This is a genomic window from Nocardioides xinjiangensis (assembly GCF_017916455.1).
Lineage (GTDB): Bacteria > Actinomycetota > Actinomycetes > Propionibacteriales > Nocardioidaceae > Nocardioides > Nocardioides xinjiangensis.
Window position 1 is genome coordinate 2,247,818 of the sequence record NZ_JAFMSY010000001.1, and the last position, 13,640, is coordinate 2,261,457.

15 protein-coding genes are annotated in these 13,640 nt (G+C 73.9%); 6 read left to right on the forward strand and 9 right to left on the reverse strand.

Annotated features, from left to right (window positions below):
* The 8 genes from J3P38_RS10565 to J3P38_RS10600 all read right to left on the reverse strand — a co-directional run bounded on the left by J3P38_RS10565 (position 1) and on the right by J3P38_RS10600 (position 7,971).
* Positions 1 to 1,371 (reverse strand): alkaline phosphatase family protein, encoded by a 1,371-nt coding sequence (locus tag J3P38_RS10565; RefSeq protein ID WP_210503515.1) that lies wholly within the window; start codon positions 1,369 to 1,371, stop codon positions 1 to 3.
* 56 nt (positions 1,372 to 1,427) lie between these two features.
* Positions 1,428 to 2,597: a metabolite traffic protein EboE gene (gene eboE / locus J3P38_RS10570; protein WP_210503518.1), complete on the reverse strand. Its 1,170-nt coding sequence runs from the start codon at positions 2,595 to 2,597 to the stop codon at positions 1,428 to 1,430.
* Positions 2,598 to 2,602: 5 nt separating this feature from the next.
* Positions 2,603 to 3,466: a TatD family hydrolase gene (locus J3P38_RS10575; RefSeq protein ID WP_210439708.1), complete on the reverse strand. Its 864-nt coding sequence runs from the start codon at positions 3,464 to 3,466 to the stop codon at positions 2,603 to 2,605.
* 58 nt (positions 3,467 to 3,524) lie between these two features.
* Complete coding sequence (locus J3P38_RS10580; RefSeq protein ID WP_210503519.1) at positions 3,525 to 4,175, reverse strand: EboA domain-containing protein; 651 nt, start codon at positions 4,173 to 4,175, stop codon at positions 3,525 to 3,527.
* Complete coding sequence (locus J3P38_RS10585) at positions 4,172 to 5,065, reverse strand: sugar phosphate isomerase/epimerase family protein (RefSeq protein ID WP_307807845.1); 894 nt, start codon at positions 5,063 to 5,065, stop codon at positions 4,172 to 4,174. Before J3P38_RS10585 ends, J3P38_RS10580 begins: the two co-directional genes overlap by 4 nt.
* Positions 5,062 to 5,922: an SCO3242 family prenyltransferase gene (locus J3P38_RS10590; protein WP_210503520.1), complete on the reverse strand. Its 861-nt coding sequence runs from the start codon at positions 5,920 to 5,922 to the stop codon at positions 5,062 to 5,064. Before J3P38_RS10590 ends, J3P38_RS10585 begins: the two co-directional genes overlap by 4 nt.
* Positions 5,919 to 7,121, reverse strand: a complete 1,203-nt coding sequence (locus J3P38_RS10595; protein ID WP_210503521.1) for an inositol-3-phosphate synthase — start codon at positions 7,119 to 7,121, stop codon at positions 5,919 to 5,921. Before J3P38_RS10595 ends, J3P38_RS10590 begins: the two co-directional genes overlap by 4 nt.
* 67 nt (positions 7,122 to 7,188) lie before the next feature.
* On the reverse strand, positions 7,189 to 7,971 hold the full coding sequence (locus J3P38_RS10600; RefSeq protein ID WP_210503522.1) for a hypothetical protein: 783 nt from the start codon (positions 7,969 to 7,971) through the stop codon (positions 7,189 to 7,191).
* 26 nt (positions 7,972 to 7,997) lie between these two features.
* On the opposite strand from J3P38_RS10600, the gene J3P38_RS10605 reads away from it, so the two are divergent.
* The 5 genes from J3P38_RS10605 (at position 7,998) to J3P38_RS10625 (ending at position 12,243) form a co-directional block, all read left to right on the forward strand.
* Complete coding sequence (locus J3P38_RS10605) at positions 7,998 to 8,942, forward strand: Ppx/GppA phosphatase family protein (protein ID WP_210503523.1); 945 nt, start codon at positions 7,998 to 8,000, stop codon at positions 8,940 to 8,942.
* A 2-nt stretch (positions 8,943 to 8,944) separates the two neighbouring features.
* Positions 8,945 to 9,742 (forward strand): sugar phosphate isomerase/epimerase family protein, encoded by a 798-nt coding sequence (locus J3P38_RS10610; protein ID WP_210503524.1) that lies wholly within the window; start codon positions 8,945 to 8,947, stop codon positions 9,740 to 9,742.
* An 18-nt stretch (positions 9,743 to 9,760) separates the two neighbouring features.
* Complete coding sequence (locus J3P38_RS10615; protein ID WP_210439715.1) at positions 9,761 to 10,354, forward strand: TetR/AcrR family transcriptional regulator; 594 nt, start codon at positions 9,761 to 9,763, stop codon at positions 10,352 to 10,354.
* Between the two features lie 450 nt (positions 10,355 to 10,804).
* Entirely contained in the window at positions 10,805 to 11,509 is a 705-nt protein-coding gene (locus J3P38_RS10620; RefSeq protein WP_307807846.1) for an ABC transporter ATP-binding protein, read from the forward strand.
* Positions 11,506 to 12,243 (forward strand): ABC transporter permease, encoded by a 738-nt coding sequence (locus tag J3P38_RS10625; RefSeq protein ID WP_210503526.1) that lies wholly within the window; start codon positions 11,506 to 11,508, stop codon positions 12,241 to 12,243. The genes J3P38_RS10620 and J3P38_RS10625 overlap by 4 nt, the downstream gene beginning before the upstream one ends.
* On the opposite strand, the gene J3P38_RS10630 is transcribed toward J3P38_RS10625, so the two are convergent.
* Complete coding sequence (locus J3P38_RS10630) at positions 12,224 to 12,589, reverse strand: hypothetical protein (RefSeq protein WP_210503527.1); 366 nt, start codon at positions 12,587 to 12,589, stop codon at positions 12,224 to 12,226. The two genes, J3P38_RS10625 and J3P38_RS10630, sit on opposite strands and share 20 nt — an antisense overlap.
* An 84-nt stretch (positions 12,590 to 12,673) precedes the next feature.
* On the opposite strand from J3P38_RS10630, the gene J3P38_RS10635 reads away from it, so the two are divergent.
* Positions 12,674 to 13,609, forward strand: a complete 936-nt coding sequence (locus J3P38_RS10635; protein WP_246850039.1) for a proline dehydrogenase family protein — start codon at positions 12,674 to 12,676, stop codon at positions 13,607 to 13,609.
* Positions 13,610 to 13,640 lie beyond the last annotated feature (31 nt).

A 13,640-nucleotide genomic window follows, 5' to 3' on the forward strand; every position in this document is an offset into this window, starting at 1 on the left:
TCAAGAGGTGCCGGCGAGCCGGAGGAGGAGGTCCCGCACGTCCGTGGCCGGCACCGAGCCCGCGACCGCGCCGGGGGTGCTGCACACCAGCATCGGACCGCCGGCCGGTTCCTTCGGCAGGCGCCCGTGGGTGCCCCGGACCGGGGAGGGGTCGAGCGGGACGACCTTCATCGCGTAGCGCAGCCCGGCCATCTTCCTGGCCAGCGTCAGGCCCGCCTTGAGCTTGACCGCCTTGTCCTCGGGGTCGAAGAAGAGCTCGGCGGGGTCGTAGCCGGGCTTGCGGTGGATCTCCACGCCCCGGGCGAAGTCGGGCGCGCGCGCGTCGTCGAGCCAGTAGTAGTAGGTGAACCAGGCCGTCTCGTCGGCGACCAGCACCAGGTCGCCGGAGCGCTCGTGGTCGAGGCCGTACGCCGCCTGGCCCGCGCGGTCGAGCACCTCGTCGACGCCCGGGAGGTCGGCGCAGAGGGCGCGGACCCGCTCGAGGTCGGAGGGGTCGTCGACGTAGACGTGCGCGACCTGGTGGTCCGCGACCGCGAAGGCGCGGGAGGTCCACGGGTCGAGGTACTCCATGCCGTCCTGGGTGTAGACCTCGAGCAGGCCGTTGCGCCGCAGCATGCGGTTGACGTCCACCGGCTGGTCTGCGGCGGTGATGCCGTACTCCGACAGCACGAGCGTGGTGACGCCGGTCCGCTCGGCGTCGTCGAGCAGCGGGGCCAGGGCCGCGTCGACGTCGCGTGCGGCCTGCCGGGCCTCCGGCGAGTCGGGGCCGAAGCGCTGGAGGTCGTAGTCGAGGTGCGGGACGTAGCAGAGGGTGAGGTCGCTGCGCGGCATGAGCCGGCGGGTGGCGGCGATGATCCACTCGCTCGACGCGATCGAGGCGGTCGGCCCCCAGTAGGTGAACAGCGGGAAGTCGCCGAGCTCGCCGACCAGCTCGTCGTGCAGCTCCGGCGGGCGGGTGTAGCAGTCGGGTGCCTTCTTGCCGTCGGCGTAGTAGATGGGTCGCGGGGTGACCGTGTAGTCGGTCGTCGCGCCCATGGCGTACCACCAGCAGACGTTGGCGACGGTGTAGTCGGGGTGCTCGCGCCGGATCGTCTCCCACACCTTCTCGCCCTCGACGAGCTTGTTGTGCTGGCGCCAGAGGAAGACCTCGCCCAGCTCGCGGAAGTACCAGCCGTTGCCGACCGCCCCGTGGCCCGACGGCGGCTGCCCGGTGAGGAACGTCGACTGCACCGAGCAGGTGACGGCCGGGAGGATCGGCTCCAGCGTCGCCTGCGAGCCCTGGTCGGCGAGGCGGCGCAGCCGCGGCATGTGGGTGAGCAGGTCGGGGGTGAGGCCGACGAGGTCGACGACGAGCAGCTTGGGGTGGGCCACGGTGACGTCCTGTTCTGGTGGTTCCGGGGTGGGCTGTCGGGGGTGCGGGGCGGTGCTCAGTCGATCGGGGTGAGGCCGAGCCCGACGAGCTCGTCGCGCACCCAGGCGAGCTCGGCGGCGAGCCCGGCGGCGAGCGCGTCGTCGTCGGCGGGCGCGCCGTCGGGGAGCACGGACCACGTGTAGGTCTCGACCTCGAGGTGGTCGGTGCGGGCGGTGTCGCCGCCGAGGAGCGCCGCGAGCGACTGCCGGAGCTCCGCGCGGCTGTTGCGCAGCGGTGCCGCGGGGTCGGCGTGCACCGGCACGTGGAAGTGCACGCGCCACGGGGAGCGGTCGTCGAGCGGGCGCCGGCCCTCGAGGGCGTCGGGGAGGTCGTCGCGGGCCGCGAGACGGCTGCCCGCCCGCTGGCGTACCTGGTGGAGGAACCGGTCCTCGGAGTACGCCGTCAGCGCGGCGCGCGCCTCCGGGTCGGCCGGGTCCTCCACCACCAGCGCGGCGGCGGGCTGGACCTTGACGACGTCGAGGCCGGCGGCGTCGAGCCGGGCCAGGGCGTCCGTGGCGTCCTCGAAGCCCACGGCGAGGTGGCAGAGGTCCAGGCAGACCCCGATGCGCTCGCGGTCGGCGGAGTCGAGCCGCTCGACGGCCTCGGCGATCGTCTCGATGACGCAGCCCGGCTCGGGCTCGAAGGCGACCCGGATGGTGCGGCCGGTGTCGGCCTCGATGGCGGCGAGCCCCTCGGCCAGCAGCTTCAGGTGCAGCTCGGCGTGCGCCTGGCGGTCGGCCAGCCACGGGGCGCGCCAGGCGAGGGGGAGCGTCGAGATGCTGCCGCGGGCGGCGTCCTCGGGCAGCAGTGCGGCCAGCACGCGGGCGACGTCGAGGGTGTAGTCGAGGCGGGCCTGCTCGGCCCACGTCGGGTGGTAGACGCGCTTCTTGACGATTTCCTCCTGGAACGCCGAGTAGGGGAACGCGTTGAGCGTGACCATCTCGACGCCGTGCGCCTCGATCGCCTCGCGCAGCCGCTGCACCTCGCCGAGGTCGGCGGCGAGCCGGTGCGCGGCGGCGGCCGGCAGCCACATGCCCAGCCCGACGCGGTCGGTGTCGAGGTGACGACGGAGGCGGTCACCGTACGTGCCGACCTGGGCGATGAGCCCGTCGACGTCCTCCGCGGGCAGCACGTTGGTGCCGTAGCCGAGGTGCACGACGGTCCCGTCGGGGTGACGCAGCCGCATCGCGATCAGTCCCGCGAGCCGCGCAGGATGGAGTTGCCCTCGAAGGTGGCCGAGGCGTCGGTGGCGGCGCCCTCGTCGTCGAGGAGCAGCCGGCCGCTCTGCCCGAAGAACTCCACGGGGTTGCGCCACAGCACCCGGTCGACGTCGTCCTCGCTGAAGCCGGCCTCGAGCATCGCGGCGCCGGTCTTGGCGGTCTTGAGCGGGTCGCTGCGGCCCCAGTCGGCGGCGGAGTTGACCAGCACGCGGTCGAGGCCGCGGCGCTGGAGGATGGCGACCATCCGGTGCTCGTCCATCTTGGTGTCGGGGTAGATCGAGAAGCCCATCCAGCAGCCGGCCTGGTCGACCTGGTCCACGGTGACCTCGTTGAGGTGGTCGACGACGACCATGCCCGGCGCGAGGCCGGAGTCGGCGACGAGCTCGAGGGTGCGGCGGGTGCCCTGCTCCTTGTCGCGGTGCGGGGTGTGCACCATGGCCGGCAGCTCGAACTCGACCGCCAGCTCGAGCTGCCGGACGAAAGCCTTCTCCTCCTCCACGGTCATGGAGTCGAAGCCGACCTCGCCCACCGCGACCACGCCGTCCTTGGCGAGGTAGCGCGGGAGGACCTCGAGCACCTCGGTGCACCGCGGGTCGTTGGCCTCCTTCGGGTTCAGCGCGATCGTGCAGTGGTGCGCGATGCCGAACTGCGACGCCCGGAACCGCTCCCACCCGACGAGGGCGTCGAAGTAGTCGGTGAAGGACCCGACGCTGGTGCGGGGCTGGCCGAGCCAGAACGCCGGCTCGACCAGGGCGCGCACGCCCGCGGCGTGCATGGCCTCGTAGTCGTCGGTCGTGCGCGAGGTCATGTGGATGTGCGGGTCGAAGATGCGCATCAGGGCTCCATCGGGTCGGGCTCGGGTCCGGCGTGGGGTTCGGGCATCGGGGCGCGCGTCAGGGTCGGGGCGGGGCGGCCGCAGAGGCGTCGAGGACGGCCTGCACGTCCGGGGGCACGTCGCGACCGGCCGCCTCGCGCTCGCGGCGGTAGCGCTGCACCATCTCGGCGAGCTCGCGGTCGGCCCGCGCGGCGAGCCCCGTCACGGCCGACACCGGGACGCCGGTGAACAGGCACTTGAGGACGCCCTGGCGCCAGGCGTCGTCATCCAGCCGGTCGCTGTGCGCCCCCATGGCGGCGGCCACGAGGCGGGTGTCGTTGGTGCGCAGCGCGTCGAGCAGCAGGTCGCTGCCGTCGAGCTGACCCGGTAGCGCGGCCTGGACGCCGTTGAGGGCGTGCAGCACGGCCCGCTTCTCGTCGTTGTCGCCGTAGCGGTAGACCTCCCGGAGCTCGGCGAGCAGCGCGGAGGCGTCGAGGGACCTCGCGGCCACCCGCACCAGCTCCACGCGCACGGCGTCCTCGATGAGCACGCCGTCGGCGCCGGGGAGCGGCCCGCGGGCGGTCCTGCGTGCCGCCGCCGGGAAGGCGCGGCCGAGGCGGGACGGATCGTCGGCGACCTCCGCGGTGAGGTCGTCCAGCTGGGCCCGCCCGCGGTCGTCGAGCGCGGCCCGGATGGTGTCGTGGTCGGCCAGGGGCCGGATCTCGGTCATGGTGTACGTCCTTCGGCCGGGGTCGGAGCAGCGCCGCTGATGCGGTCGAGCGACGCGCGCAGCGCCGCGATCTGGCGGGCGGCCACGGCCGGCGCCGCATGCGAGTGGCGCGGCAGCTCGACGCTCGCCAGCCCGTCGAAGCCGGTGCCGAGGAGGGCGCGCAGGACCGCGTCGAGGTCGAGCGTCCCCGTGCCGAGCTCGAGGTGCTCGTGCACGTCGCGCACCATGTCGTCGACCTGCACGTTGCCGATCAGGTCGCCGGCGAGGGCCACCGACGCCTCGGGGCTGCGCGGCTCGTTGCAGACCAGGTGCCCCAGGTCCAGGGTCAGTCGCAGGTGCTCGGGCTCCCCGAGGCGGCGGCGCAGGTCGAGCGCCTCGTCCACCGTGTCGACGTGCATGCCGGGCTCCGGCTCGAAGCAGACCGTCACGTCGAGCTCGTGGGCGAGCTCGAGGACGGGGCCGAGGCCGTCGAGCAGACGCCTCCAGCCCTCCTCGCCGGTCACGCCCTCGGGCAGCACCCCCGACCAGCACGACATCGCCTCGGCGCCCAGGTCGGCGGCGATGCGCACGGCGCGGGTCAGCAGCTCGACGCGGGGGCCGCGGTCACCGTCGCTGACCAGCGTGGGCTCGTGCTTGCGCCACGGGTCGAGGACGTAGCGCGACCCGGTCTCGATGACGACGGCGAGACCGTGCTCGGCGAGCGTCGCGGCGGCACGGGAGGTCTGCGCGGCGGCGTCGTCGGCGAAGGGGTCGAGGTGCGGCTGGTCCAGCGTCAGCGCGACGCCGTCGTAGCCGAGCCCCGCGATCACCGCGCACGCGTCGGGCAGGCGGTGGCCGGAGAAGCCGTTGGTGCCGTAGCCGAGCCGCAGCGCGTGTCCCGCCGAGGTCACGTCGGGCTCCAGCGGCGCGAGAGCGAGCGGTAGGCCGGTCCGGCGCCCACGACCGCCGCAGCCGCGGCGAGCCGGCCGCGTCGGGCCAGCCAGGCGCCCTGGAGCAGCGAGAAGCCGCCGATGCCGGTGCGGGTGGCGGTGCGGACCGCGTCGGCGGTGGGGTCGGCCGCGGCCCGCGCCTGGGCACGGCCGACGACGACGGCGTACGCCGCCGCGAGCCCGACGCCGGCGAGGCGGGCGACCCGCCCGGCGTCACGGTCGTGGTGGGCGGCGTGGGCGGTCGCCGCCGCGACGGCGAGGGTGCCGGCCGTCACCGCCGCGGCGATGCCGGGCCGGGTGCCGCGCACCTCGCCGCGGCTGAGCCAGGTCAGGCCGGCGGTGTGGGCGGTCATCGCGAGGGCGGGCTGCCATGCGGCCGCCGGCGAGGCGTGGGCGCCGAGGAGGACGTCGAGGCCGCGGGTGGACGCCATGGCGAGCGGGCCGACCGGTGCGTCCTTGGCGGCCGCGTCGTAGGCGACGACCATCATCGCCAGCGGGGCGCCGATGGCCACGGCGGAGCGCCCGCCGAGCAGCGCGGCCGTGCCGAGCCCCGCGGCGCCCAGGCCGGCGGCGATGCCCAGCGCCGCAGCGGGCGTGACGCGACCCGAGGGGATCGGGCGCTCGGGGCGCTCCCGCGCGTCGACCTCCCGGTCGCACCAGTCGTTGAAGGCCATTCCCGACCAGTAGAGGCACGTCGACGCGAGCGGCATCGCCCAGCCGCGGCCGCCGGCGCCGTGGGCGGCACCCGACCAGGCGTCACCGGGGATGGAGAACGCGGCCGGCGCGCGGGTCAGCTCGACCAGGTCGGCGACCCTCACCCGGACACCCGCTCGGCACACTCGTGCGACCACGCGAGCAGCGTCTCCCACTGCTGGGCGAGGCGGTGCTCCTGCGAGCCGAGGGGCGACTTGAAGAAGAAGCCGAGCGCGGCCAGCGGCCCGGTCTCGCCGACGGCCACGGCGCGCCCCGTCAGGCGCGCGAGGTCGAGCACGAGCGGTGCGGCGAGGGCCGAGTCGCAGCCCTCCCACGTGAAGTGCATGGTCATCCGCGTACCCAGGAAGCCGTCGAAGCGGATGTGGTCCCAGGCGGTCTTCCAGTCGCCGAGGTCCTCGACGTAGTCGATGTGCATCGGCCCGGGGACCTCGTGGCCCAGCATCGCCTCGAGCCCCGAGCGCTTCGTGCCGGTCTTGCTGGAGCGCGCGGCGGGGTCGGACAGGGTCGAGCCGTCACCGCCGCCGAGCAGGTTGATCGAGGTCCACGAGCGCACCGCGAGCGAGCGCGTGGAGAACATCGGAGCGAGGGCGGACTTCACCAGCGTCTCGCCGGTCTTGCCGTCGCTGCCCGCGAACGGCAGGCCGCACCGGTCCGCCAGCTCGCGCAGCGCGGGGACGTCCATGCCGGGGCTCGGGGTGAAGGAGACGTACGGCGCGCCGGCGAGGAGCGCCGCGCAGGCATAGGCGGAGCTGGGGGACAGCGGTGCGCGTCCGGCCCCCCAGGCGGCCTCGAGGTCGGCCCACGTGGCGGCGTCCGCACCGGCGTCGTGGGGCGGCTCGGTGCTCGACACGTCGATGACCACGACCCGGTCGACGGTGGCGGCGAACTCGCGGATGTCGGCCGCGAGCCGCTCGACGTCGGCGCGCTGGTCGGCGGACTCGCCGAGGCGTACGCCGGCACGCAGGCGCGCCTCCGTGGCCTCGAGGTCGGGGCCGACCTGCTGCACGAGGACGCCGGGCACGACTCCCCCGGCCACGAGCCGCTCGGCCTGCTTGCTGAGCGGGACGGTGCCGACGTCGTGGCCGCCGACGACGATGTCGCCCCAGGCGGCGAGCCCGCGCCCGTCGAGGTCGGGGTGGGCGGTGACGCAGCCGGTCTCGTCGGTCAGGCGGCCCGCGAGCGCCGCCAGGCCGATGGTCGCCGTGGTCGCCAGCGAGCCACGGGCGCCGACGAACCAGATGCCGAGCGAGCCGGCGCCGGCGTCGGAGGGACGGGGGGCCGAGGAGGTGGAGGGGGATGCCACTGGTCGAAGGTAATGCACGTCACAACCACTTTCCAACGGCGGGTCCGGAACTTTTGTCGGCAGACGGTCAAAAGTGGCGGGGGTCCGCCGGGTGGAGGGCGAGCGCCGAGCGAGAACGCACGTGGGCCTCGCAGTGGCGGACCAGCTCGGCGTACCCCTCGGACCCCATCAGCTCGACCAGCTCGGCGTCGTGGGTGAGGTAGACCGGCTCGACCGCGACGTGCGCCTCGGTGTTGCCCGAGCAGTACCAGTCGAGGTCGTGGCCGCCCGGCCCCCACCCCCGACGGTCGTACTCGCCGATGGAGACCTCGGTGTACGACGTGCCGTCCTGCCGCTCGACGCTGCGGAACTGGCGTCGGATCGGCAGCTGCCAGCACACGTCGGGCTTGGTCTCGAGGGGGTTCCTGCCCTGGCGCAGGGCGAGCCCGTGGAGGGCGCACCCGGCGCCGCCCGGCCCGACGGAGGGCCCGAAGTCGGGGCGGTTCTGGAAGACGCACGCCCGCTGGCCGTCGTGCTCGAGGGTGGACGTCTTGCGCTCGCCGTCCTCGTCGACCTCGACCCAGTCGGCCTTCCCCACCGCGCGACGCGGGTGGAACTGCCAGTCGTCGGGCGTGAGCTGGGCGACGAAGCCGGCGACCCGTTCCTCGTCGTCGCTGTCGGCGAAGTGCGCCCCGAGCGTGCAGCACCCGACGTCGGGGGCGTCGGCGTAGATGCCCTGGCAGCCGCGGCCGAAGATGCAGGTGTAGGCGGACGTCAGCCACGTGAGGTCGCAGCGGAAGACCTGGGTCTCGTCGGCGGGATCGACGAACTCGACGAACGCGCGAGGGAAGACCAGGTCGACTTCGGGCACTCGATCACCCTAGTAGCGTGGCGGGCATGCGCCTTGGCGTCCTCGACATCGGCTCCAACACCGGCCACCTGCTGGTGGTGGACGCGCACGGCGGCGCCGCCCCGCTCCCGGCCTCCTCGCACAAGCAGCCGCTCCGCCTGGCCGAGCACCTCGACCGCGACGGCGCGGTCACCGCCAAGGGCGTCGAGGCGCTCACCGACTTCTGCGCCTCGGCGACGGAGATCGCCGAGGACAAGGGCTGTGAGGAGATGCTGGGCTTCGCGACCTCCGCAGTGCGCGACGCGGTCAACTCCGACGAGGTGCTGGCGCACGTCGAGGAGCACAGCGGGGTGCGGCTCGAGGTCCTCTCGGGCGAGGACGAGGCGCGGCTGACCTTCCTCGCCGTACGCCGCTGGTTCGGCTGGTCGGCCGGCCGCCTGGCGGTGTTCGACATCGGCGGCGGGTCGCTGGAGATCGCCGGCGGCACCGACGAGGCCCCCGACGTGGCCTGGTCGCTACCGCTCGGCGCGGCCCGGTTGGCGCGCGCGTGGTTCGACGGCGGCAGGCCGTCGGAGGAGGAGGTCAAGGACCTGCGCAAGCAGATCCGCGCCGAGATCGCCCGCGACGCCGGTCACCTGCTGCGCCCCGGCGTACCCGACCGGGCCGCCGCGACCTCCAAGACGTTCCGCTCGCTCGCCCGCATCTGCGGCGCCGCGCCCAGCGGTGACGGCCCCCTCGTGCCGCGGGTCCTCGAGCACGAGACGCTGTCGGGCTGGATCCCGAAGCTCATGGAGCTGTCCTCCGACGAGCTCGCCGAGCTGCCGGGCGTCTCGCCGAGCCGTACGCACCAGATCGTCCCCGGCGCGCTGGTGGCCGAGGCGTGCATGGACATCTTCGACCTGGGCGAGCTGGAGATCTGCCCGTGGGCGCTGCGCGAGGGCGTCATCCTCGAGCGCCTCGACCGGATCTCCGTCGTGACGAGGCCGCGCTGACGATGGGTGCCACGCCGCTGGTCGGCCTCTCCACCGCCTCGGTCTACCCCGAGTCGACGGCGCACGCCTTCGGGTGGGCGGCGCAGCTCGGCTACGACGCCGTGGAGGTGATGGTCGGCATCGACTCCCTGAGCCAGCAGGTCGAGGCGGTGAGGAGGCTCAGCGAGCACCACGAGGTGCCGGTCTGCGCCGTGCACGCCCCGTGCCTGCTCTTCACGCAGCGGGTCTGGGGCACCGACCCGTGGGTCAAGCTGGAGAAGTCGGCCGAGATGGCCGCGACCGTCGGCGCCGACGTGGTCGTCGTGCACCCGCCGTTCCGGTGGCAGAAGGACTACGCCGCCGGCTTCGTCGAGGGCATCGCCTCGCTGGAGGCGCGCACCGGCATCGCCTTCGCCGTGGAGAACATGTACCCCTGGCGGGCCTCGTCGCGGCGCGGCATGGAGATGTACCTCCCCGGCTGGGACCCGAGCGACGAGGCGTACGCGAACACCACGATCGACCTCTCGCACGCCGCCATCGCACGCAGCGACGTCATCGCGATGGCCGCCCGGATGGGCGACCGCCTGCGCCACGTGCACCTCACGGACGGCAGCGGGTCCGCCAAGGACGAGCACCTCGTGCCGGGCCGCGGCATCATGCGGGCGGCGGAGCTCCTCGAGCACCTCGCCGGCTCGGGCTTCTCCGGCCACGTCGTGCTGGAGATCAACACCCGACGCGCGGCCGACCGGGCCGAGCGCGAGGCCGACCTGGTGGAGTCGCTGGAGTTCGCCCGGTCGCACCTGGGCGTGACCACGCCATGAGCCGCCCGTGAGCCGCCCGTGAGCACGCGCGCGTCGCGCGGACGACGCCCGGGCGCACCCGACACCCGCGCCGAGGTGCTGGCCGCTGCGCGCACGTCGTTCGCCGAGAGGGGCTTCCGCGGCACGACCATCCGCGCCGTCGCGGCCTCCGCCGGCGTCGACCCCGCCCTGGTGCACCACTACTTCGGCACCAAGGACGACCTCTTCGTCGCCGCGCTGGAGATCCCCGTCGACCCGCGCGAGGTCCTGGCGCCCGTCGTGGCCGCCGGACCCGACGGCGCGGGCGAACGGCTGCTGCGCACCTTCCTCGGCGTGTGGGACGACCCGCAGGTCCAGCCCGGGCTGCTCGCCGTGGTCCGCTCGGTCGTCGCCGACGACAGCGGCGGACTGGTCCGCGAAGGGTTCATCCCGGTCGTGGTGGGACCCGTCCTGGCCGGCCTGGTGCCCGACCGGCCCGAGGTGCGGGTGCCGCTCGTGGCCAGCCAGATGGTCGGGCTCATCGTCACCCGCTACGTCCTCGCGCTCCCGCCGATGGCGCAAATGCCGGCCGAGGACGTGGTGGCCCGGGTGGGGCCGGTGCTGCAGCACTACCTCACCGGCGACCTGCCCTGACGCTCATACGACGCCTGTTGCTGGGGCGGTGCCCCCTGCGGGCCGTCGCCGGAGCGGTGCGTGAGACATGTTTAGCGCCGCCCGAACCTGCGCCACGCACCCCTTGGCCTGCAGGCCCGGCCGGGGCGGTGCGTGAGACATGTTTCGGGCCGCCGAAACCTGCGTCACGCACCGCTCGGCTGTCGACGCTTGCTGGAGCGGTGTGTGGAACACGTTTCCAGCCCGCGGAACCTGCATCACGCACCGCTCGCCCTGCAGGCCCAGCTGGAGCGGTGCGTGAGACATGTTTTGCGCCCGCAGAACCTGCGTCACGCACCGCTCGGCTGTCGACGCTCGCTGGGGCGGTGCGTGAGACACGTTCCGAGCCCCCAGAACCTGCGCCACGCACCGCTCGAAGGGTTGACGGCACCCACGCCCCGGCGCACAATTCAACACATGGTGAAAAACGTCGTGCAAGTACGAGACCTCGTGGTCGTGCGGGGCGGGCGCGAGGTGCTGCCGGGCGTCTCGCTCGACGTGCCGGCGGGGGTCACCGGCCTGCTCGGCCCGAGCGGGTGCGGGAAGACCACGCTGATGCGCTGCCTCGTCGGCGCCCAGCGCGTCCGGTCGGGAACGGTCGAGGTGCTCGGTGAGCCGGCCGGCAGCCCGCTGCTGCGGACGCGCGTCGGCTACGTCACCCAGGCCGCGAGCGTCTACGACGACCTGACGGTGGCGGAGAACCTCGCCTTCTTCGCGCGCGTCCTCGGCGTCGGCCGGGACGCGGTGGACGAGGCCGTCGCGGCGGTCGGGCTCGATGATCACCGCCACCAGGTGGTCGGCCGGCTGTCCGGCGGCCAGCGCAGCCGCGCCAGCCTGGCGGTCGCCCTGCTGGGTACGCCGGACCTGCTGGTGCTCGACGAGCCGACGGTCGGCCTCGACCCGGTGCTCCGCCGCGACCTGTGGGCGCTATTCCACCGCATCGCCGACGGCGGAGCGGCCGTCCTGGTCTCCAGCCACGTCATGGACGAGGCGGAGCGCTGCCACCGGCTGCTGCTCATGCGTGGGGGACGGATCATCGCCGACGGCTCACCCGCCGAGATCCGCGACCGCACCGGCGCCGCGGACGTCGAGCAGGCGTTCCTCCGCCTCGTCGAGGGGCGGGAGGAGGCCGCATGAGCCCGCGCGTCACGCTCGCCGTCGCCGGCCGGGTGCTCACCCAGGTCCGCCGCGACCACCGCACGCTCGCGATGCTGATGGTCGTCCCGTGCGCGCTCATCAGCCTGCTGTGGTGGATGTTCGAGGACCTCCCGGGCGACCTCTTCGACCGCTTCGGGCCCGGTCTGCTGGCGATGTTCCCCTTCATCGTGATGTTCCTCGTGACCAGCGTGACCACCCTGCGCGAGCGGTCGTCCGGCACCCTCGAGCGGCTGTTGACGATGCCGCTGGGGCGGCTTGACCTCCTGCTCGGCTACGCCCTCGCCTTCGGCCTGCTCGCCGCCGTGCAGTCGGCGCTGGCCGTGGGGGTCAGCGTCGGGCTGCTCGGCCTCGAGGTCTCGGGGCCGGTCTGGCTGCTCGGCGTCGTGGCCGTCGCCGACGCCGTCCTCGGCACCGCGCTCGGGCTGCTGGTGAGCGCCTTCGCCACCACGGAGTTCCAGGCGGTGCAGTTCATGCCGGCGTTCGTGCTGCCGCAGGTCCTGCTGTGCGGGCTGTTCGTGCCGCGCGACGCCATGCCCGGGGTGCTGGAGGTCGTCAGCGACGCGCTGCCGCTGTCGTACGCCGTCGACGCGATGCAGGAGCTCGTCGGAGCCGCCGACGCGGGCCGGGTGTGGCGCGACGTCCTCGTCGTGGCTTGCTTCGCGCTGGCCGCGCTGGGCCTGGGATCGGCGACGCTCAGGCGCCGGACGCCCTGACCCGGCTGAACAGCCACGCGGCGGCCGCGAAGAGGGCGGCGTACATGACGGTCAGCATCACGACGTCCGCCACCGACGCAGCCACGTCGTCGGTGGCCACCATGCCGATCGCGACGGCGCCGGCGAGCACGGTCGTGACGGCTGCGGCGCCGAGGGCGAGCACCATCCCGCGGGGCCGGAAGCGCGTCGACGCGGCGACGACCAGGGCGACCACGGGCGCTGCGAGGTAGACGGCGTCGCGGTCGCCGTCGCCGACGATGCCGAGGGCGCCGATGCCGAACAGCAGGAACAGGACGGTGGCGAGGGACACGCCCGTCGCGAGGGCGTAGCGGGAGCTCGGGGTCATGCCCCACACGCTAGGAGCGGACCGGGCCGCAGGGGGTGGAGGAGGTGTGAAGGTACGGTCGAGGTTCGGCGTAGCCTTCGGGACATGTCGTTGCTCCGCCAGCCGATCCTCCTCCTCGCGCGCAGCCAGGGGGTCAAGAAGCTCGTCTCGACCATGCCGGTCTCGAGCGGCATCGTCACCAGCTACGTCCCCGGCGAGACCACGGCCGACGCCGTCGAGGCGACGCGCGCGCTGCTGGACGACGGCCTGCGGGTGACCCTGGACTACCTCGGCGAGGACACCACCGACGCCGCGCGCGCCGAGGCCACCGTCGCGGCCTACAAGGAGCTCCTGGCCGACCTGGCGACCCAGGGGCTGTCGGCGCACGCCGAGGTGTCGGTCAAGCTCAGCGCCATCGGCCAGTTCCTCCCCGACAACGGCCACAAGGTCGCGCTGGAGAACGCCCGCGACATCTGCCGCGCCGCCCGCAACGCCGGCACGACGGTGACCCTCGACATGGAGGACCACACCACCACCGACTCCACGCTCGCCATCCTGCGCGAGCTGCGCAAGGACTTCCCCGAGACCGGCGCCGTCCTGCAGGCGATGCTGCACCGCACCGAGGCCGACTGCCGTGCGCTGGCCTACGAGGGCTCGCGCGTGCGGCTGTGCAAGGGCGCCTACATGGAGCCCGAGGAGGTGGCCTTCCAGGACAGGCTCGACATCGACAAGTCCTACGTCCGCTGCCTCAAGGTGCTGCTCGAGGGCCAGGGCTACCCCATGGTCGCCACCCACGACCCGCGGATGGTCCAGATCGCGTCGTCGCTGGCCAGCCGGTTCGGCCGCCGCCCCGGCACCTACGAGTTCCAGATGCTCTACGGCATCCGCCCCGAGGAGCAGAAGCGCCTCGCCGCCGCGGGCGAGACCGTGCGGGTCTACATCCCGTACGGCACCGAGTGGTACGGCTACCTCATGCGGCGCCTGGCCGAGAAGCCCCAGAACCTCGCCTTCTTCGCGCGGTCGCTCGTCTCCAAGAAGTAGGCGACGCCCGCCGGCGCCGACGCAGTAGGTT

What these genes read in the sequence shown, in the direction of transcription:
- eboE (WP_210503518.1), bottom strand. Translation starts at nt 2,597, where the DNA reads ATGCGGCTGCGTCACCCCGACGGGACCGTCGTGCACCTCGGCTACGGC.
- J3P38_RS10575 (WP_210439708.1), bottom strand. Translation starts at nt 3,466, where the DNA reads ATGCGCATCTTCGACCCGCACATCCACATGACCTCGCGCACGACCGAC.
- J3P38_RS10580 (WP_210503519.1), bottom strand. Translation starts at nt 4,175, where the DNA reads ATGACCGAGATCCGGCCCCTGGCCGACCACGACACCATCCGGGCCGCG.
- J3P38_RS10605 (WP_210503523.1), top strand. Translation starts at nt 7,998, where the DNA reads ATGCGCCTTGGCGTCCTCGACATCGGCTCCAACACCGGCCACCTGCTG.
- J3P38_RS10610 (WP_210503524.1), top strand. Translation starts at nt 8,945, where the DNA reads ATGGGTGCCACGCCGCTGGTCGGCCTCTCCACCGCCTCGGTCTACCCC.
- J3P38_RS10625 (WP_210503526.1), top strand. Translation starts at nt 11,506, where the DNA reads ATGAGCCCGCGCGTCACGCTCGCCGTCGCCGGCCGGGTGCTCACCCAG.
- J3P38_RS10630 (WP_210503527.1), bottom strand. Translation starts at nt 12,589, where the DNA reads ATGACCCCGAGCTCCCGCTACGCCCTCGCGACGGGCGTGTCCCTCGCC.
- J3P38_RS10635 (WP_246850039.1), top strand. Translation starts at nt 12,674, where the DNA reads ATGTCGTTGCTCCGCCAGCCGATCCTCCTCCTCGCGCGCAGCCAGGGG.